Origin of the sequence: Sphingomonas ginkgonis (assembly GCF_003970925.1) — a bacterium.
Taxonomy (GTDB): Bacteria; Pseudomonadota; Alphaproteobacteria; order Sphingomonadales; family Sphingomonadaceae; genus Sphingomicrobium; species Sphingomicrobium ginkgonis.
In genome coordinates, this window is record NZ_RWJF01000002.1 from 59,617 (window position 1) to 78,136 (window position 18,520).

Consider the following 18,520-nt stretch of genomic DNA (forward strand, 5'->3'; position numbering starts at 1 on the left):
GATTTGGGAGAACACCATGAACAATGCCGAACTTGCCGAGACGCTGGTTGCGAACCACAACCTGAGCAAGGCCGATGCCCGCAAGGTCGTGGACGATCTGATGGCCGCGATCGTCGCGGCCGCAGCGAAGGGCGAGGAGGTGTCCTTGTCCGGCTTCGGCAAGTTCAAGGATCAAGGACAGCCCGGCGCGCGAAGGGCGCAATCCTTCCAACGGCGAGACCATTCAGATCGCAGCCTCGAAGAAGCTGACGTTCGTCCCCGCCAAGGCGGTCAAGGATGCGCTGAACGGCTGAGCCGTGTGTGGCTGCGCCGATCGCGCAGCCACCTTCGCGAATACGCGACTTTCTGCTTTCGTTCTCGGTGCCGATGATTCAGAATCCGGCCATGCCGATCATGCCGGAACATCGTTGGCTCTACCCGATCGACTGGCCGGAGCTGTCGAAGATGATCCGGTTCGGCCGGGCCGGGGGTCGGTGCGAGCATTGCCGGCGCCCGCACGGGGCTCGCGTCTTCCATCTTGGTGACGGGCGATGGTGGGATGCCGATCGCCGCCAGTGGCGCGACGGGCGGGGACGCCGCATCCGGGTTGCCGGTGCGGACATCGCCGCGATCGTTCGGCTCACCCGAGTGTATATCGCCTGCGCGCACCTGAACCACGATCCGACCGACAACGGACCGCGCAACCTCGCCGCGCTTTGTCAGCGCTGCCACATGATCCACGACGCCGCCGAGCATCGCCGGCGTCGCTGGTACAACGCCTATCGGAGGCGCGCGCTCGGAGATTTGCTGGCGCTCCTCGATAGAATGCCGACCGTCAGCATGCAGGGTGTGCCACGTGGCACACCTCTCCAGCAGCTCACTACCGCCTAATCCTTGTCGCGACACGACGTCGCCACGGCGCCGCCCGGCCTCGTGTCGGGCGGCGCCCCGCGGACCTGAAAGGGCTGCGGGCGCGCCAGTCCGCCAGGGCTGGCGCGCCGGCGATGGGGCCGCTGGCGTTGAAAAGGGAGGGAAGGGGGCCGATTATTACCGGCCCCCGGCCTTGCTGTTTAGGCCAGTTCCTCGTCGGTCATGTCCTCCTGCTCGCCGCCGTCCTCGCCCATGTCGGCGTCGAAGTCCTCTGGCTCGCGCTCGGCCCGGTCGAAGACACCGATGCGCATGGGAGCGGGAAGCCAACGGGCGGGCAACCGCTCGGACACGTTCACGGCAAGGTCGGCCTTCTTCTTGATGGTCGCGCAATTCTCGGCGCTCGGCGCGCCCACTTCCTCGCGCAGCAGATCGATCATCGCGGCACGGCGCATCTTGTCGAACAGGCCGATGGGAGCGGTCCAGCGCGATGCGATGTCTACGCCGCTCGCGCGAGCGATCTGCTCGAAATGGTGGTGCCGCTGGCCGGGAGAGCCGCCGGCGAACACCGTGCCGTCCACCGTCATCGCGACAAGCCCGGCGAGCAACGCCGCCTTGTCCTCGGCGGTCATGGTCCGGATCGCCTCAAGCCGGCCCTCGGCAGGAATGGCGGCGAAGCGGGTCGCCATCATGTCCTCGACCGAACGCACGTCGCTGGTCGCCATCAACTCGTCGGGCACGTCGGTCGCCACGGCCTTGGCCTGAACCTCTAAAGCCATCTGGTAGCTGTGCGCGCCGTGGAGCAACTGGCCCGCAAGGCTGTCGAGCACGATGTCCAGCGCCAGCGCGGGGTCGGCTGCGATCGCCTCCTGCACGATCCGCGTCTTAATCCGGGTGAGGTCGGCGAACAGGCTGTTGCCGTAGAGCGGGATCGGACCGTCATGGCTGGCCTTGGGCTTGGGCTCCGCCTTGGCGCGGTAGAAGCTCTTGCCGAGTGATCCGTCGTGCGCGACCCATAGCGCGACGCCGCCCACGGCCACCTGCTCGCGATTGAAGGCGCGCAAACCTTCGGTGATCGCGTCCCGCTCGTCGGTGAGCGGGTCGATGCGTTCATTGTCCTCGCCCTCGGCTGCGGCAATCGCCTCGATCTCGGCGTCGATGGCGGCAAGCCGCTCCGTCTCGGCCTCGGTCGGCTCACGGGTCGCCGGATACATGCTGGCCTTCATGTAGAGGTCGTAGGGCCGTTCCAGCGCAGCGCGGACTTCATGCCACCCGATAGTGCGATACTCGTCCGCTAGTGCGTCCAGCTTCTCCTCCGCCAGTTCGCGCACAAGCTCGGGGTCGTCCGCGAACCCTTCGGCTCCTTGGCTGAACAGATCGATGGTGATGGTGCCGCCCTTGGCCTCATAAGCGTCCCGCCCGACGAACAGGAACGCGCCGCTGGTGGTGTCGACCTTCTCGGTGGTGAGCATCCGACGGATGGTGTGGGCGTGGCCGTTCGCCGCCTTGCAGACCTTGGTCTGTTGATCGTGATCGTCGGTGAGGGTGAGCGCGCGCGCCGCCTCAAGGCTCAACTGGTCCTTGGCGATCAGGTCGATCAGCGCCGGGGCGAGCGCAGACAGGCGGAGCATCTTGTAAACGAAGCTGACCGCCTGACCGAACCGGGCGGCGATCTCCTCGGCGTCCATGCCGGTATCGCGGAGCGCGGCGAAGGCGCGGATGCTGTCGGCGGGGTGCATGTCCTCGCGCTGGAAGTTCTCCGCCAGCGACAGCTCGATGGCTTCTTCTTTGGTCCGCAGCTCGACGGGAAATGTGTCACTGCTCTTGATCCGCTTGCGCTTCGCCAGAATTTTGAGTGCGCGGTAACGCCGCCCTCCGGCGAAAATCCACAACAGGCCGTCGTCCTCATAGGCCACGAGGTTCTGCAACAGGCCGTGTGCCTCGATGTCGTCGGCCATCGCCTCGACGGCAGATGGCTTCACGCGGCGCTGGTTGAGCGGGGAAAGGCGAAGCTGGGAGAGCTTGGGATGGATGATAGCCATGATGATGCTCCATGATCTGAATGGAATTGCTGCTGGGAGGGGGTCAGCCTTCGAGGCTCGCGAGTTCGTCGAACTCGGCCGAGGCGCGTTGCGCGCTGCCGCCTGCGTAGGTGACGCCGGTGCGCGGATAGAAGAACACGCGCTCACCCTTGCGGTAGGGGGTGCCGTCGGCGCTGGTGCCGGGGGACTTCGCCCGTTTCCAGTACGGGTCGCCAGTGTATCGGGTGTAAGCCATTGTCCTTTCTCCTTCTTTCGAGGCGCAGCCGGTTGCCGCTGCAACCGGGTCTGCCTCTCCGGCGAGGAGCGGGATGGGGAGGGAGGAGCGAAATCGATGGCCTGGCGCGGGCAGGCCGCCCTAGCGCGGCCGACGCCTACAAGGCGTCGGGTGCCGCGCTTGGCGGACCACACGGGGCTGTCGATTTTGCTTCGGGAACGAAAGGGCAGCAGCCCTTGGTGTTCCCCGCGTCAGCGGGCCTCCGGGGGAGGGCCGCGGCGCCCTGCGCAGCGACGTCGCGCCGCTTGGCGCGGCAATAGGTGTGCCACGTGGCACACCTCACGCGAGGATCGTCACCCGCATGGGCCGAGACGCCGGCACGGTGGCTCGGTCGGCGCGCGGCGAGCGTGCCGATAGAGCCGTGCCCGGCAGGGTCGCGCGCCCTATACTCAACTCCAGGAGGATACGATCATGCCACTGACCGAACTGCAAAACTGGATCATGCGCGAACTCGGCACCCACCAAGGAAAATCAGACGGGCTTCCGACCCGCGCCGGCGTCGACGCGGAAGAAATGGAACAGGCGATCGAAGGTCTCGTCCAGCGCCGGTATGTGACGGTGATCGGGCCACCAAACCAGAACAGCTACATGGGCAAGGACGTCGATGAGTTGAGGCTTCAGCCCAACGGCGTCGGCTATGTGCGAACCCTCAAGTAGCCGAGAACGGTCGGCTTGGACGCATCCCACCGCAGATGTGCCCGGTTCGGGATGGCAAGAAGCCAATCGTGCGATACGGTGCGACTGGCATCGAGGTAGCGACCCTCGACTAAGAGGGGAAACAAGCGGATGTGGCCATTCTCCAAGGCCAAGGTGGCCGAGCCACCAAGGTCGGTTACTGTCTTGTCTCGCGAGACGTTGGAAGCAGGCATCCTGGCCGGCAAGGGCGACGGCGTACATATGGCCGTCCTTTACGCGACCATGCTTGGGTTCGGGCATGAGCTGCTGCGTGAACCGGCTGCGATCAGCGAGTTCATCACCTTCATACAGCGCCCGCCCGACTTCACCCCAGATGGCATCCAGCGTGCCGTAAGCCGGGTCATCCACGATGCCGACGTGATGTGTCGGGGACAGTCGTTCGACGTGCTAACCTACGGGCCGCAGGGCAATCAAAATGCGCATCTGCGCCCGCTGCTCGATCCCTATCGACGGGCTATCGAGAAGCACGGAGCCGCACAGGTCTTTGCGGCAGCCAATTTCGATGTCGGCACCTTCATCCAGAAGGTCGCGTTGGAACGACGCGAGCGCGACGTCCGGGCAATCCTGGGCAAACTTGACGAGAAACGGCCATATCTCGCCCCGCTGCTGATGCGCGCGCGTGCCAAGGGGCGGAACAAATATGGCGATCTCGACTACACCGAGTTCTTTTCCGAGCTGACGAACTTCTTGAAGACCTACTTCAATGAAACCAACCTGCCGTTCTTCTACACGTACCTTCCGCTGATGCTCTGCCTCGAACATATCGAGCCTTGGATGGTGGAAACGGAAGATGGCCTCTCGATGCCGGTCGACGGGATCGATTTCGAGCATTGGTGCGCCGCTCGGATTGAGGAACAGGGTTGGGTTGTCCGGGTGAGCAAAGCATCGGGCGACCAGGGCATCGACATTGAGGCGATGCGCGGCGGGAAGCTCGTTGCAATTCAGTGTAAGCGATACACGCAACCGATCGGCAACAAGTCGGTCCAAGAAGCTTATACCGGGGCGACGCACTATCGGGCGGATCGGGCGGTGGTGATCGGAACGGGCGGCTATACGCGCGCCGCGATCGAGCTGGCCGAAAACACCGGCGTGATCCTTATCGATGCGGAGAACATCGCGGCGTTCACGGAGCTGGTATCGGTCGGGTAACTACGCCGCTAGTCCGCTCTGCGGGCGGGCGGCGCGCGATCTATGGGCTGGGGCGGGCTCATAGCTCAAGTTCCAGTCTGGAGCGGAGAGGGTCAAGCGGCGAAGGGGACAGGCACCAATAGCGCGTCCTCGATCGGCTCGACGTCGTGCAGCTCCACCATTGTAATCTTCTCGGCGCGCTCGGCGCCGACCGGATCGAGATAGACATAGGTGTGGTCCGCGAAGACCGGGCTGCACAAGCGCCAGATGACGCCCTTGCGGCCGATGCGACGTTCGGCGCGACCATCATAGGAGGCGAACGATCCGACGACGCGGACGCGCTGCGCGATCCGTAGCCAGTTCGCCGCGCCGTCGATGACGGCGGCTCTCTCTTCGGCTGATAACGCCGGTCGGCCTATGCCGAACGTCGCTTGCGGGTCGCGCGCGAGCCGCGCCAGCTTCTCCTCGACGGGCTCGGGGGTCCAGGTCGAGACGGGGCCGGGCTTGGTGCGGTGCATGTGCGTGACGGGCTTTTCCCCGAATAGATCGGGCTGAACGCCCACTAACCGGCGCGCGAACATCGCCTTGTGATAGGCGCGTCGCCACAGCGCCTCTGGGGTAGGAGGCTTGCTCGGCGCACCGTCGCGCATCAGCGCGACAAGCTCGTTGAACGTCGCCTCGTCCACGGTCGCAATGCGGGGGTCATAAACCAACCGGCTCGCGACTGCCCGGCCCCCTTCGGGGCCGGTATCGTCGGGCTGGGTCATGCCGCTTCCTCAAGCTCGGGGGCGGTGTCGATCGCCATGCGGCTCAAGAGCCAATCGGCTGCGGCCTGCGCCTGCGTCGCTGCAGTGAAGATGCAACGCTTGTCGTTGCGCAGTGCCTGTAGCCAGCTCGCCAGATAGGCGGCGTGATCCTCGCGATCGTGGAGCTTGATGCCGATCGCGCCGCTGACGAACGCTGCGCCAAGTTCTGCTACCAGTTCCTCGCGGGCATAGTCCTCGCGCTTCGTGGAAATGAGGGAAGGGCGAGCGAGCCGGTCAACGTGGCCGGTCGCATGGCAAAGCTCATGGGCGAGGGTCGAATAATAATCGTCGCCGGTGTGGAAGTCGGCAAACTCGGGCATGACGACGTGATCGCCGCTCGGCTGATAGTAGGGCTGCGAACCGTGGTGGCGAACCGTCACCGGGACGCGGGAAAAGAGGGTGTCCAGCTCGGCGTCGCGCGCGTCGGGGTTGGTCGCGGTGATGACGGGCAAGGGGGCCGGATATCTGGCCTCGATGCCGTCGATCTGCTCGGCGTTGAAGACGGTGTAGCGCTTGAGGAACGCCACCTGACGCTTGCCGTCCTCGCCGTTGCCGCCACGCTCGCCCTTATCGTCCACCACGATCTTGTTGGCATAGACCACCGTCGAACCCTTCTCGCCCTTGCGGACGCATCCGCCGAGCGCGATGGCCTGCTTGAACGTCAGCCAGTGCGGCGAGGCATAGCCCTTCGTCATCGCCACCACCCACAGGGTCAGGACGTTGATCCCACGGTAGGGCACGCCGGTCGAGCGAAGCGGGATGTTGGGCGCGGTGCTGCCGTTCCACGATTTCGACCAAGGTCGGGTGCCAGCTTCCAGCATCGCCACCATCTGATCGGTGATTTCCTGATAGACGTCGGCCCGATTGTCCGTGATCCGTCCCATGTCACTTTTCCTTTCCTTTGAGGCTGAAAGCCGGTCGCAACAGCAACCGGCTCTGCCTTTCCGGCGAGGAACGGGATGGGGAGGGAGGGCGAGAATCTGGTCCCTGGCGCGGGCGAGCCGCCCTAGCGCGGCCGACGCCCCGAGGGGCGCCGGGTGCCGCGCTTGGCGGATTACACGGGGGACCTGATTGTCGTTCGGGAACGAAAGGGCAGCCGCCCTTGGTGTTCCCCTCGCGCCGGCGGGCCTCCGGGGGAGGGCAGCGGCGCCAGCGAGAGCACACCCCGCCGTCGGGCGGGTCCGCTGGTGTGCCACGTGGCACACCCATCACCTGACGCTGCCTGCACCTCGTCAGAGAACACGATAGCGGTTGGGAAACTCATCCGGATGCGGCTAGGCTATGAACGCGCCTGTGCTCAGGTCACATTGAAAGCTAGGACGAACGCCCACTGATGCCAAAAGACTGGTCATCGATTTTCGACAACTACGGGTTGAAGCGGGTATCGCGAACGGACAGGTCGAAGAGCGCCTACCTGCCGAATGAGGACCAACGCGCGGCGTTGGCGGCCGCTGGCTATCTTCCCGGGCATGCTGAAGACGAGAACCTAATCAGCATCGAGGTTCTGGGCGAAAAGCATCCTCCGCTTGCCACATCCTACTACGGTGCACGACGGCAGGGATCAGGTCGAGAGCCCGAGATCAGGATGGGACGAGGGATTGTCTCTTGGTCCAAGGACAACGACACGCTCCTCATCGGCAACATAGGACGTCATGTCTATGTCGTCAGAGCCAACACGGTAACTCCCGATGATATTGAGCTGCCTGACCGCAAATTAAATCAGGCATTCAGGCCACGTGCGCGACTCCTTCAGCTATTGGGCGATCAGCTCATCGGGTCGTCGAAGCTGGCAGTCTTCGAGCTCGTCAAGAACGCCTACGACGCTGATGCTGATGAAGTCGATATTACCATAGGGGACCTTGGTACGGCGGCCCCTTGGATCAGGGTCGAAGACAATGGTCAGGGTATGTCACTGGAAACCATTCGCGACGTCTGGCTCGTTCCGGGTGATGACCACCGCGAGAAGGACCGCAGCCAAGACCGCAGGTCACCCAAATACCACCGTCTGCCGCTTGGTGAAAAGGGTGTCGGCCGCTTTGCGGTACACAAGCTGGGCGGCCGGGTTCTGATGACAACGCGGGCGGCAGGATGCCGTGAGTGTCATGTCTCGATCGACTGGTCGGAACTGATGTCTAACCGCTTCCTGGATGACGCGGCGGTCACCGTCACGGAACGCGACGCCCAAGTGTTTACCGGCAACAAGACCGGCACACGCATCAGGATTGACGATCTGAGCCAGCGGGACTGGACCCGAGCCGAGGTTCGCGACCTGTATCGACAGGTCACATCGATTTCGTCACCGTTCTCTGCCAAGGAGGACGATTTCGAAATCAAGTTCAACGTACCCGGTCACCAGAACTGGATATCAGAGCTTCCTGACGCATCGGAGCTGCTCAAAAAGGCGCCTTGGCGCTTTAACTTCGAGTTCGACGGAAATGTTCTGACCTATACGTATGCCTTTCGCGGTGTGCCCGGGATCCCTGTCGAATCGCGCACCGTTACGCTCGCAGAGAAACTTCAAGTCGTAGCCGAGCGCGAACCCGACGACCTTGATGCCGCCTCGGGTCCGAGGCCAAAGCGATCGGTCAATATTGTAGCTGATGAGTCGACCATTCACGGCATAGGCACCGTGAAGGGCACCTTATACGTCTACGATCGCGATCGCGAGATCATGTCGCGCTACTCGCAATCACGTTTGATTGACCGTTTTCTCGATCAGAATGGCGGAATCAGGGTCTATCGCGACAACATCCGGATCTACAATTACGGCGAGCCCGGGGATGACTGGCTGGGCCTTGACCTCCGGCGGGTCAACAGCCCGTCGCGGAGCCTTAGCCGCAACATCGTCATCGGCCTTGTTGATATCAATCTGTCCGACAGTACCGGCCTGAGAGAGAAAACGAACAGGGAGGGTTTTGTCGAGAACGGGCCTTATCGGAGATTTAGGCAGATCGTTCTTGGTGCAATCAGCGTGTTCGAAACCGAACGGCGTCTGGACAAGCGCCGTATCAGGCTGCTGACTGGCAATGCGCCCAGCGTTGATCGGGAAGTTGCGGGGCCTATCGGAAACGTGAGGAAGGTCGCCCGTTCAAAGGGGTTCCTCGAAGAGATAGATCCCTCTCTCCGGCGCGTTGAGCAGGAATTTCGTCAGCTCAGGGAGGACTTCCTGCGAGCTGGTATCTCGCAGGTTGGCCTCGCCGTTGTTTTTCACGAGGTCGAGCGCGGCATTGGGGCACTCGCTACCGCGATCGCTGGTGACGCGGAAATGGGCGAGCTTAAGCGACAGGTCGGGCAGCTTCAGGGCGTTCTTGAGACATCGACCCAGCTACTCAGGAAAGGCGACAAGAAGTCGTACTCGCTGAAGCAGCTCGCTCGCCGTGCGCGCGACCTGACATCGGTCCGGTTCCGCGTTCACCATGTGCAGCTCGTTTGCCCTGCCCTCGAGGAGGATGCTGAAGATGCAAACTCGGTCTTCGCCTTTGGTCTGGCGCTAGGAGCGGCGACCAACATCATCGACAATGCTATACACTGGCTGAAGGTCGCTGTGCCGGACGAGGCCGCGGGATCGCGCCGAATTTTCATGAACGTGGTGGCCGATCATGGCGGCCGTCCCGTACTGGTCATTGCGGACAACGGACCTGGCTTCCGCGATCCGCCGGAGCAGGTGGTTGAGCCCTTCTTCTCGCGGCGGCCTGACGGCATGGGGCTTGGATTGTACTACGCCAACCTCGCCATGAACCTCAACGACGGGGAGTTGCTGTTCCCTTCGATGGACGACTTTGACATTCCGGAAGAGTTTAACGGCGCCGTAGTCGCCTTGGCTTTCAAAAAGGAGGAATAAGCAGGTGTTCACGCCGGCACGTTACGTCATTGTCGATGACAATGCCGAAGAGCTCAAGCAGCTGGCCGACAGCCTGCAGGACATCGGAGCACCTTGCCTCCCGTTACACTATAACGAAGTCGACGGCATCAACGTCAAACATCTGCAAGGAGTACGCCTGCTGTTTCTCGATCTGCATCTGACCACAGGTGCGCAGTCGAGTGATACAGCCTATGCATCTGGTGTTATCGTCGACCTTCTCGAGAGGGGCATTACTGACGCGACGGGTCCCTACGTGGTCATCCTCTGGACCAAGCATCAGGAACAGAAAGAGGCGTTCGAGACCTACGTGATGACGAACCTGGACGCATCCAAGCGACCGATTGCCATCCTGAGCCTCGATAAGAACGACTATCTCGCCGGCAAGGCAGGCGAAAAGCTGACGGAGGATGTGGGGAGAATTATCGAAACCGATCCGCGGTTGAGAGCACTCCTAGATTGGGAGCGCGAGGTTTTGAGAGCAGCCGGTGCTACCCTTGTAGAAATCGGGACCTTGGTCTCCACCGGCGACAGGGTCGCTGTGCGCTTCTCGGAGCGTCTGGACGAGATCCTGAGCCTGATTGCCTCAGAGGCGGTGGGTGAGGAAAACGCGAAGGCTGACCCATACAGCGCGATCAATGCTGCCCTGATGCCCATCCTCTCAGACCGTCTTGCAAACCAACGGATCCATCCGACAAGCAACGCAATCTGGCAGGCAGCAGTGACCAAGATTTCCGGGGTCCCCCATCCTACGCTCGCAGACGCTGCAAAACTCAACTCAATGCTGCATCTCGCCGCGTCAGCCAGCGAGGAGCTGAAACCTGGCAACTGGGGAGCGGTGACGCTTTTGTCAGAAAATGGTCTTGAGGATTTCGTCGCGGCACGCTTCGACGTGGCACTCAAGCCGCTTCTCTCCGGCACATTCTGCATGACCGAAAAGAAGGACCGGACAGCAACGAAGCTGTGCGTCGTCCGCGTCGGGGCGAGCTGCGACTATGCCCAGAATCGCAAGGGGCCGATCCCTTTCATACTGGGCGCCATTATGCCTGCCGGAGCCGCCCGCCGGGACCAGAACCTGCCCAAGGCAGAAATCGTCACTCCACCGCTGGTCATAGAAGGCTTCGAACAACCCGTCATGATCGTGTTCAACACTCACCTCCAGATCACCCTGGTTCCAGGCGAGTTCGAAGGGTGGAAGCCGCTCTGTCGGCTCCGCGAACCTCTGTTGATGCAGGTAACCACACATGGAGCACAGACGGCGACACGACCGGCGATCATCAGCTTCCGTCCCTAAGACGGCAGCTCATGGGTAGTCAGTGGCGTACCGGGGCTAACATGTACACTGCACCGTCAGCCGATGCGCGATAAAGCACCAGTTCGAGCGCTTCGTTGCCGGAGGCTATGCTAAGCAGGGTCGGAGCTCCGCCGGCCACCACGTCGTCGTAATCTGCGGAGCTGCGGATAATCGCCTCCATCTCCGGGGGCAGCGGTACAAAGCGGAGCTCTCCCGGAACGTACATGCTGCGCCAGCACGTGACGATTTCATGCTGGTGCGCGACGATGCGGTGCGCCGCGACCAGCTCGCGCTCGAGATCCGTAGTCATCCTGCCACCGGCAGAAGGCGCACATCGCCGATAAAGCTCTCCAGAGATTGCAGATGCGGCTGCACCGCCTTTGGGAACTTGTCAGTTAAGCCGGACGGCACGACAAGCTGCACGCCGGCCTGCGTCATCTCGGCAAACTGTGTTTCCGAAACGCCTTCCTGCAAGGTCAGAAGGTGCTTGGCAGGGATGCGGTCAGCCTCGTTGAGAATCTGGCGCCACCGGTCGCGGCAGGTGGTCTTGACTGCCAGCATACGAAGCCGGTCAGCGGGAAAAGCATTGTCGCGGTACGCCGCAACCGACGGGAACAGGAAGTCCGGCGTCTTGCCGGCTTCCGAAACGGGCTGGTGCGCGAAATGCGTGCCCTCGATCAATCGCTCCTCAAGGAAGATTTCTCGGGCGTGCAGTTCAAGAGAGTGTCCGGACCTTGCCTTCCGGCGCTGCAGGATCGTCTGGGCTCGTGCGATGAAGCTGTCGATGGTGGTGAAGCCGGCCGTGATATGCGGCATCTCGATCGCCTGCTCGACGCTGCGGAATATCTCAAACTCGCATTCCCGGCGCCGCATTAGCCGCCGATCAGGATCAAGGCTGCTATCGTCGCGCAGCTCGGCCGCCTTCCGGATGATTTCGGCGCCGCTCGGAAACTTCAGCTGCCACGCCGCGGGGATTTCATCATCCGCCAGCCAGCAATTCGTCCGCACCGCGGCAGGTGCAGGGCTCGGGAACAGTCCGCCCTGCGCGGGAGGCCAGAGGAGCCACTTGCCGGGTTCAACCGGCCCGACACGATCCTCGACAAGATCTTCCTCAGTTTCATGTCGGCACACCCAGACATGACAGTCGGCTATCGCGGACGGATCGACGACGCGGAAAGCGAAAACGGTAAGCGCGCCGGTGCTCTCCGGGTCCAGAAGGGCAGATGCGCTGCCGCCAAAGCCAGTCAGCCGTGTTTCGTTGCGACCACCCTTCGGGTTGCCGTGAAACCGGTTATTGTACCAGATCGCGCGCACCTCACGGTGATCGGCATGGGAGTCCACATAAAGATCGAACCGGATGTCGGGGTTCTTTACCTCCTGCCGCGCCAGCGCTGGGAATATCCGGAACAGGAAGTCGCGCGGGATATACGGTCCAGCCTGGTGGCTCTCGTTCGCCAGCGTGTCGTTGCCCGACAATCTCTTCACGTACCAGACGAAGCCGGAACCGCCATGCTCGTCCAGCCATTCGATAATATCACCCGCTGGCACGCACTGTCCCCCTGATCTCGCCGGCACGTTCGCCGGAACGGAGCCAGTCGGCCGCCAGTGGCACCACGCAATCGATACCGATCTTGCCGGTGCCCTTCAGCGAGCATTCCCAGATTTTCAGCACGCGCCAGCCTGCATGGTCAAGCGCGGCCTCCACCTCGGAGTCACGCTCTTGATTGCGGCCGATCTTTTGACGCCAGAAGTCTTGGCGCGTACCCGGCCAGCGGAACAATGGACAGTCATGTCCATGCCAGAAGCAGCCGTGAACGAAGATCGCGGAACGCCAGCGTGGCAACACCATGTCAGGTTTGCCGGGCAGGCGGCGATCATGAAGCACGAAGCGGAATCCAAGGGCATGAAGACCGCGGCGCACGACCAGCTCAGGCTTCGTGTTCTTGCCCCTGATCCCCGCCATCATCCGGCTGCGTGTCGCCGCATCGACTACGTCACCCGGCAAGCGCCAGCTTCCGCTGAAGACGTTCGGGCTCGATCTCCGCGCGATCGACAAGCCAAGGCAGCATGTGCTCGGCTACAGCCCTCACGACGGGCACGACGACAGCGTTGCCGAACTGGCGATAGGCCTGCGTGTCTGACACTGGAATAATGAATTCGCTACCGTCAGGCTCGTCAAATCCCATGAGCCGGGCACACTCGCGGGGCGTGAGCCGACGCGGATTCTTCCCCTTCTGCTCTACGAGGATTTCCGATCCATCCTTGTAATAGCGCGCTGAAAGGGTGCGGGCGATATCGCCGGGTCCGACCAAGCCGAAGCCAAACCCATTGCCCGCCGCCTTGTGCTTGTCTGCATAGCCCTGAAGATAGCGCCACAGGTGATCCGTCAGCGTGTACTTCTCCGACACTGACGCGATGTTGCCCCGCGTATAGTGGGAGTCCGGGGCCTCAGTGCCATCCTCGGGGTGCAGAATTGAGCGGAGCTTCGGCCCGTTCAGGGGATCGGGCAGCACAAGATCTGCAAAGGTGAAGTCGTTTTTCTCGCGGAAGCCAACAATGAAGATGCGCTCACGCTGCTGCGGCACGAATGCCTTAGAATTGATGACCTTCCAATGGATCTGGTATCCGAGTTCCACCAGCGTGCGATGAATCACCTCGAACGTCCGACCCTTGTCATGATTGACCAGATTCTTGACGTTCTCCAGCAGGAAGGCTCGCGGCCGGTGATGCTGGATGATCTTTGCAACATTGAAAAACAGCGTGCCTTGCGTTTCATCGAGAAAGCCGTGTGGCCGGTTAAGCGCGTTCTTCTTAGATACGCCGGCGATTGAAAAGGGCTGGCAAGGGAAGCCTGCCAGCAACAGATCATGGGCCGGGATGGTCTCCACCGCGACCTTGGTTATGTCGCCGGTGACCTCATGCTCGCACTCGTAGTTGGCCAGGTAGGTTTTCTGGGAATACTTGTCCCACTCGCTCGTAAAGACGCATTCGCCCCATTCGTCAAAGCCTCGACGCAGCCCCCGATACCGGCGAACAGGTCGATGAAGCGGAACGCCTTGCCTTGGGGCATTGCGGCGCGGCTTTCCCGGATCATCCTGTCCAACAACTTCAGCGCCGCACGGCGAGGGCGGGTCTGTCCGCGCTCCCAGCGATAGACAGTGCTACGAGAAAAGCCGGCCATATCGGCAAGGGCATCCACGCTGATACCCGCGCTGGTGCGGAGACGGGAGAATTCGGATACGGACGGAAGCAAGCGGCACCTCTGGGAAGATTTGTGCCACTATGACGCTGTGATTCCCACCGAGCAAGAACAAAACAGGTCTACCTTACCTGTGTTCGGAGCCATATTGCCCCGGAGCGTCAGGGATCGTATCGCGGGGCCACACACGGCTCCTTCGGAATGTCCGCTTCCCGAGAGGGTACTAACGACTAGGGCCGACCCGAAAGGGCGGCCCTTGGCTCACCTGTGCCACGTGGCACACCCCATCCCGTCATCAACCAAGCCGGTCCAGCTCAGCGTGAGCCTGTGCAAGCGCGCTGGCCTTCTGCACCGTTGCAGCCGCAAGAAGTGCTGATGCCACCAAGAGCGCGACCCCGATCAGAGTGGGAAAGAAGGCATGAGATTCCTTCCTGAACCCCAGGACAGCGCCTACGCCAGCGATCATCAGGATGATAGTCCACACAATGTTGGCGGCAACGCCGGCGAGTGGCCGCGGGACGTTGCGGAAGCGGATGCTGCGGGTCCGATTATGCCAGTCCTTCACCACCAGCGGGCCGTTGTGGGTGGGCAGGCAAAGCGCACGCACAACATCGCCTTCGGCTGCGACGATATAGTCGTCACTAACCAGCTTCAGGGTACGTCCCTTCACCTCGAGGAGCATGACGAACTCGCGCGACGTGTTCACGAAGGTGTGTGTTTCGGTCTGGTGAGCAGCGCCGGCAGTGCCCGGCCGGCTGCTGGTGTGTTCGGTGATGCTCACGTCGGTCGTGCGGTGCGACCCTAGGATGCGATCGATCGGCCCCTCGACTACCAGAAAACGTGACGGAGCGATCATATCCATTGTCCTCGAAGCGCGTCGTTGAACTCCACGGCCAGCACGATAGCGCCCGTCACGAGCGCGGCGAGGCCGAACAGGGCGAGGCGCGCGAGGCCACCAAGTGACCCGCTACCGCGGGTGATGGTGATCGCTGCGCCAGTTGCCGAGGCGAGGATCAGCCCCGGGCCAAGCTCATAGAGGGCGAGGCCAGGAAGCCGGTTCGGCAGCAGGAAGGGATAGGCGCGAATAAGGCGACCGATCAGCATCGCCGCAATCACGAGCGACAGCGAAGCTCCCCAGCGGCCGATCGCTACCGCGCGCGGGGAGCCGCGCTCAAGCATCGGCGACACGCGCCCATCCCAATACGCCCGCCATCTGGGCGGCCCGTTGCAGCCTAGTCGATCGTCACCCGAAGGGGCGGAAACCCGCGTGCGGGGTTTCGCGGAGCGGCGCGCCGGCGCCGCGGAGTAGAGCGCGGGCCGAAGGCATGCCCCGACTACTTCCTGACCGTCTCCACAGCGCATCCCTGTGGCACCTGCGCCCTGCGGACAGCGAGCTGCCGCATCCCTTCGTAGTCTATGCCCCATAGCCCCGCCCGCTGTGCTGCTGCCTCCTGCATCAGATCGACATAGGCCCCGCCCGAGAACACCCGGTAATCCACCGCATAGCCCTGCGCGACCATCGTGGCCCCCACACTCGCCCTGTTCGCGGGAAAACGACACGCCAGGTTCAATCGGCCGTAGCTCTTGGGATCGGTCCGGCACTGGTTCTCACGCCGCAGCGCATAATCGAACATCGAGACCGAGCAGTCCATCCCACCATCCCGTGTCGACAACTGCCGCAGGGTATCGCTCGAAAGCGCTTTGAGCCCCGGCAGGTCGTCATCGGGCGCATCGATTCCGACTACCCGCACCCGCCCATTGGGAAAGTCGACCGTATCCCCGTCGATGATCCTTGGACTGGGCGACGACAGCCGAGTTTTCGACACTTCGACGAGAGACTGCCGGTTCTGCGAAATGGCGTAGCTCGCGACGATCAGGAACGTCGCACCCATCGTCCATCGCTGAAACCGCGTCGCGCCGGGGAACAGCTTCATAGCAAGCGGATCTCGCGCAGAAGGTCGTTCCAATCACCGGCATGAGGCGGCAGCTTGACGACAAGCTGGCGTCCATTGGCTGCCAGGTGTGGGGTAGCACGCTCGATCGCGCGTGCCGCCTCGGCGCCGTGCTGGCTGTAGATGACGACGGTATGGATGCTCTCCGGGATGGCGACGGCTTGGTAGCGCTCGATCCCCAACACGGGCCACACGAAGTGGCCGGCGCCCAGCAGGTTCATCACGCTCGCCGCGTCCTCGACGCCCTCGGCGAGGCGCAGAATGCCGTCGAGGGGGATGCCGCCCCAGCGGACCGCGCCGACGCCGGGATTGCCTAGCATCCGCTTGGGCTCGTCCATGTCGGCCTTCCGGCGGCCGTCGGGGGCCAAGAAGGTCCGGTGGATCGCGACGACGCCGGTGTCCTCCTCGATGGGCGCGATCAGTGCCGGCGCAAACGCCTTTGCGGCGCCGGCACCGCACTGGCAGCGCGGATCGAAACGGGCGTTGATCCCATCGGGGATGATTGAGCGCCCCGCGCGTAGGTATCGATCGGCGAGCGTGCCGGCGAAGGGCTCGGCATGGCGCCACACGGCAAGGGCGACCCTGTTGAGGTCGGCCTTGCCATCCTGGCGCTGGCCCGGGTCGTGGTCAGCGGGCGCGAGGATCTTACCCGAGCGGAGCGCCGACATGATCGCGTCGGTTGAGCAGCCAGCAAAGCAGTGGAAGAGCACGGCGCGCTCGCCGATGCGGATCGATAGACTGGCCTTGCCATCGGCGTGGGCGGGGCACCGACACATGGCGGAAGCCCCATGCCATTTGCCTCCGAGTTGGCGAACGATGCGGTCGGCCTGTTCCTCGATCGTAGCGGTCTGACGTTGGGCCATCTAAGACACCCCCGGTGCAAGACAGGCATAGGCTACCGGGGGCGAGCCAAAGCACCAGCGAAAACTACATGAATCACTACAGGGGGAATTGGTGGATTTGGAGCTGCTGCTAGAACGTGAGCTGACGACGCTGCGGCCTCCGGGTGGCACGATAACGGACGTCCATGTCTGCCAGCGCGACTGCGGACGATGGTACATCAATGTCCGCGTGAGCTGGCGTGGCACCGCTCTGTTCCATGTCGGCCTTTACGACAAAAAGCGTATCCGCCTGTATAAAAAGGCGTCTTCGGCCATACGCCACGTCGTGCTCGGCTACGGCTACGAGGACGTGGTCCACGTACACCCCTTCACTGGGCTCCGTGACGAGAAGTCGTTCTGACGCGGCAAGCCGTCGCACCTCTCTGAAACTTTTGTCGTTTTCGGGCTAGGCAATCGCATTATAGCGATTTAGCATGTTCTCACCTTAGGAGTGAAAACATGGCAAATCGCTTGTTTTCTTTAGTGCCCGTTGCTGGCCTCCTGACTGCCTCGATGGCGGCAGTTCCCGCTCGTGCAGCTGATTCTACCTGGGCTTGCGAAGTGCTGCTTTGCGCCAGCAATCCCGGTGGATGGATGCAGTTCGCCGAATGCGTCCCGCCGATCCGCAAGCTCATCACCCATCTCGGGTTGGGTGGAGGGTTCCCAACCTGCAGCGCAGGCGGGGTTCGTAAGGCGGACTATACCAAACCCAAGAACGGACGCCCCGGTTACGTCGTGATGACGATGCAGGATGGCTCCCGCACCCGATACACGGTGCCGAGTAGCGCACAGGTCGCCCACGCGGAGGCGACAGCGCTGGCGGGGCCGACACCGGGTTCCGCGACATTGGAGCGGTAACGATGCTCCCGTCCGCGATCGTCATGGGGTTGGCAGCGCAGTGTGCGCCAGGTGTCGCCCCGGAGACGATCGCGGCGATCGTGCAGACGGAAAGCCAGGGTTTCGAGCTGGCGATCAACGTCAACGGGCTGGGGCGGAGGGTCGCGCCCGCGACGAACGTGGCACAGGCCATCGCGCTCGCCCGCTCTTACGTGAGCAAGGGCTATTCGGTCGATCTGGGTCTCGGGCAGATCAACTCCCGCAACATGAAGGCCCTCGGCCTGACCTGGGACAACGTGTTCGATCCCTGCACCAACATCGCCGCGGCGGGGGCGGTGCTGTCCGGCAATTACCACAGCGTGCGCGCGGGGCTGCACCCCCAGCGCGCGCTCCGCATCGCACTCTCCATGTACAACACCGGGTCGCAGTCGCGCGGCTTCTCCAACGGCTATGTCGGCAAGGTTGTCGGCAATGCCGGCATCTCCGACGGCATCCGGCCCGTCGCGGTGCGCGTGAGCGCGTTCACCGACACAAGGAATACCGGCGAAGGGTCGAGCGCGGCTGCGCAGCTCGCCGCGCTGGTCGAGGAAAACACGTCCGCCGCGGGTCAGCCACAAGCTGCGCCTCCCCCACCGCCGCCATCGTGGGACGTGTTTGCGAGGGCGGAATATGAGCGAGCCCGTCTCGCCGGAGAAGGAGAAAACCG

The 18,520-nt window shown here is 62.8% G+C and carries 20 protein-coding genes and 1 pseudogene; 8 read left to right on the plus strand and 13 right to left on the minus strand.

Translation table 11 applies throughout. The features are described from left to right. The first annotated feature begins 16 nt into the window (after positions 1–16). Positions 17–293, plus strand: a pseudogene (locus HMF7854_RS15485) (HU family DNA-binding protein). Between the two features lie 73 nt (positions 294–366). Continuing rightward, complete coding sequence (locus tag HMF7854_RS15490) at positions 367–870, plus strand: hypothetical protein (protein ID WP_239017066.1); 504 nt, start codon at positions 367–369, stop codon at positions 868–870. Positions 871–1,049: 179 nt separating this feature from the next. Here HMF7854_RS15490 and HMF7854_RS15495 read toward each other — a convergent pair whose 3' ends face one another. Beyond that, the gene (locus tag HMF7854_RS15495; RefSeq protein ID WP_126720323.1) at positions 1,050–2,888 is read right to left on the minus strand and encodes a ParB/RepB/Spo0J family partition protein; all 1,839 of its coding nucleotides are present in this window, start codon (positions 2,886–2,888) and stop codon (positions 1,050–1,052) included. Positions 2,889–2,931: 43 nt separating this feature from the next. Next, entirely contained in the window at positions 2,932–3,123 is a 192-nt protein-coding gene (locus HMF7854_RS15500) for a hypothetical protein (RefSeq protein WP_126720324.1), read from the minus strand. A gap of 450 nt (positions 3,124–3,573) precedes the next feature. Between HMF7854_RS15500 and HMF7854_RS15505 the strand changes: the two genes are divergently transcribed. Beyond that, positions 3,574–3,819 (plus strand): hypothetical protein, encoded by a 246-nt coding sequence (locus HMF7854_RS15505; protein WP_126720325.1) that lies wholly within the window; start codon positions 3,574–3,576, stop codon positions 3,817–3,819. Between the two features lie 129 nt (positions 3,820–3,948). Continuing rightward, positions 3,949–5,007, plus strand: a complete 1,059-nt coding sequence (locus HMF7854_RS15510) for a restriction endonuclease (protein ID WP_126720326.1) — start codon at positions 3,949–3,951, stop codon at positions 5,005–5,007. Positions 5,008–5,099: 92 nt separating this feature from the next. Here the strand turns inward: HMF7854_RS15510 and HMF7854_RS15515 are convergent, their stop codons facing one another. Beyond that, entirely contained in the window at positions 5,100–5,753 is a 654-nt protein-coding gene (locus tag HMF7854_RS15515; protein ID WP_126720327.1) for a hypothetical protein, read from the minus strand. Continuing rightward, the gene (locus HMF7854_RS15520) at positions 5,750–6,676 is read right to left on the minus strand and encodes an ArdC family protein (protein ID WP_126720328.1); all 927 of its coding nucleotides are present in this window, start codon (positions 6,674–6,676) and stop codon (positions 5,750–5,752) included. Before HMF7854_RS15520 ends, HMF7854_RS15515 begins: the two co-directional genes overlap by 4 nt. A 449-nt stretch (positions 6,677–7,125) precedes the next feature. Here HMF7854_RS15520 and HMF7854_RS15525 point away from each other — a divergent pair, with 449 nt between their 5' ends. Both HMF7854_RS15525 and HMF7854_RS15530 read left to right on the plus strand, forming a co-directional pair. Further along, entirely contained in the window at positions 7,126–9,633 is a 2,508-nt protein-coding gene (locus HMF7854_RS15525; protein WP_239017067.1) for an ATP-binding protein, read from the plus strand. 4 nt (positions 9,634–9,637) lie between these two features. Next, positions 9,638–10,945, plus strand: a complete 1,308-nt coding sequence (locus HMF7854_RS15530) for a hypothetical protein (protein ID WP_126720329.1) — start codon at positions 9,638–9,640, stop codon at positions 10,943–10,945. 19 nt (positions 10,946–10,964) lie between these two features. Here HMF7854_RS15530 and HMF7854_RS15535 read toward each other — a convergent pair whose 3' ends face one another. From HMF7854_RS15535 to HMF7854_RS15570, 9 genes are all read right to left on the minus strand, one after another. Beyond that, on the minus strand, positions 10,965–11,255 hold the full coding sequence (locus HMF7854_RS15535; RefSeq protein WP_126720330.1) for a hypothetical protein: 291 nt from the start codon (positions 11,253–11,255) through the stop codon (positions 10,965–10,967). Next, entirely contained in the window at positions 11,252–12,493 is a 1,242-nt protein-coding gene (locus tag HMF7854_RS15540; protein WP_126720331.1) for a type II restriction endonuclease, read from the minus strand. Before HMF7854_RS15540 ends, HMF7854_RS15535 begins: the two co-directional genes overlap by 4 nt. Next, complete coding sequence (locus HMF7854_RS15545) at positions 12,480–12,950, minus strand: very short patch repair endonuclease (protein WP_126720332.1); 471 nt, start codon at positions 12,948–12,950, stop codon at positions 12,480–12,482. The genes HMF7854_RS15540 and HMF7854_RS15545 overlap by 14 nt, the downstream gene beginning before the upstream one ends. Then, positions 12,940–13,962, minus strand: a complete 1,023-nt coding sequence (dcm, locus tag HMF7854_RS15550; RefSeq protein WP_275402023.1) for a DNA (cytosine-5-)-methyltransferase — start codon at positions 13,960–13,962, stop codon at positions 12,940–12,942. Before dcm ends, HMF7854_RS15545 begins: the two co-directional genes overlap by 11 nt. Beyond that, on the minus strand, positions 13,845–14,126 hold the full coding sequence (locus HMF7854_RS16305; protein WP_275402024.1) for a hypothetical protein: 282 nt from the start codon (positions 14,124–14,126) through the stop codon (positions 13,845–13,847). The genes dcm and HMF7854_RS16305 overlap by 118 nt, the downstream gene beginning before the upstream one ends. Before the next feature lie 313 nt (positions 14,127–14,439). Continuing rightward, complete coding sequence (locus HMF7854_RS15555; protein ID WP_126720333.1) at positions 14,440–15,006, minus strand: hypothetical protein; 567 nt, start codon at positions 15,004–15,006, stop codon at positions 14,440–14,442. Continuing rightward, positions 14,997–15,323 (minus strand): hypothetical protein, encoded by a 327-nt coding sequence (locus tag HMF7854_RS15560; RefSeq protein ID WP_126720349.1) that lies wholly within the window; start codon positions 15,321–15,323, stop codon positions 14,997–14,999. The genes HMF7854_RS15555 and HMF7854_RS15560 overlap by 10 nt, the downstream gene beginning before the upstream one ends. A 155-nt stretch (positions 15,324–15,478) precedes the next feature. Next, positions 15,479–16,078, minus strand: coding sequence for a thermonuclease family protein (locus HMF7854_RS15565; protein WP_239017068.1), 600 nt, complete (start codon positions 16,076–16,078; stop codon positions 15,479–15,481). Then, positions 16,075–16,959, minus strand: coding sequence for a DUF7146 domain-containing protein (locus tag HMF7854_RS15570; RefSeq protein WP_239017069.1), 885 nt, complete (start codon positions 16,957–16,959; stop codon positions 16,075–16,077). Before HMF7854_RS15570 ends, HMF7854_RS15565 begins: the two co-directional genes overlap by 4 nt. Before the next feature lie 91 nt (positions 16,960–17,050). On the opposite strand from HMF7854_RS15570, the gene HMF7854_RS15890 reads away from it, so the two are divergent. Both HMF7854_RS15890 and HMF7854_RS15585 read left to right on the plus strand, forming a co-directional pair. Beyond that, positions 17,051–17,338, plus strand: coding sequence for a hypothetical protein (locus HMF7854_RS15890; protein ID WP_185829348.1), 288 nt, complete (start codon positions 17,051–17,053; stop codon positions 17,336–17,338). Between the two features lie 499 nt (positions 17,339–17,837). Beyond that, a partial coding sequence (locus HMF7854_RS15585; protein WP_126720334.1) for a lytic transglycosylase domain-containing protein occupies positions 17,838–18,520 on the plus strand: 683 nt, incomplete at its 3' end.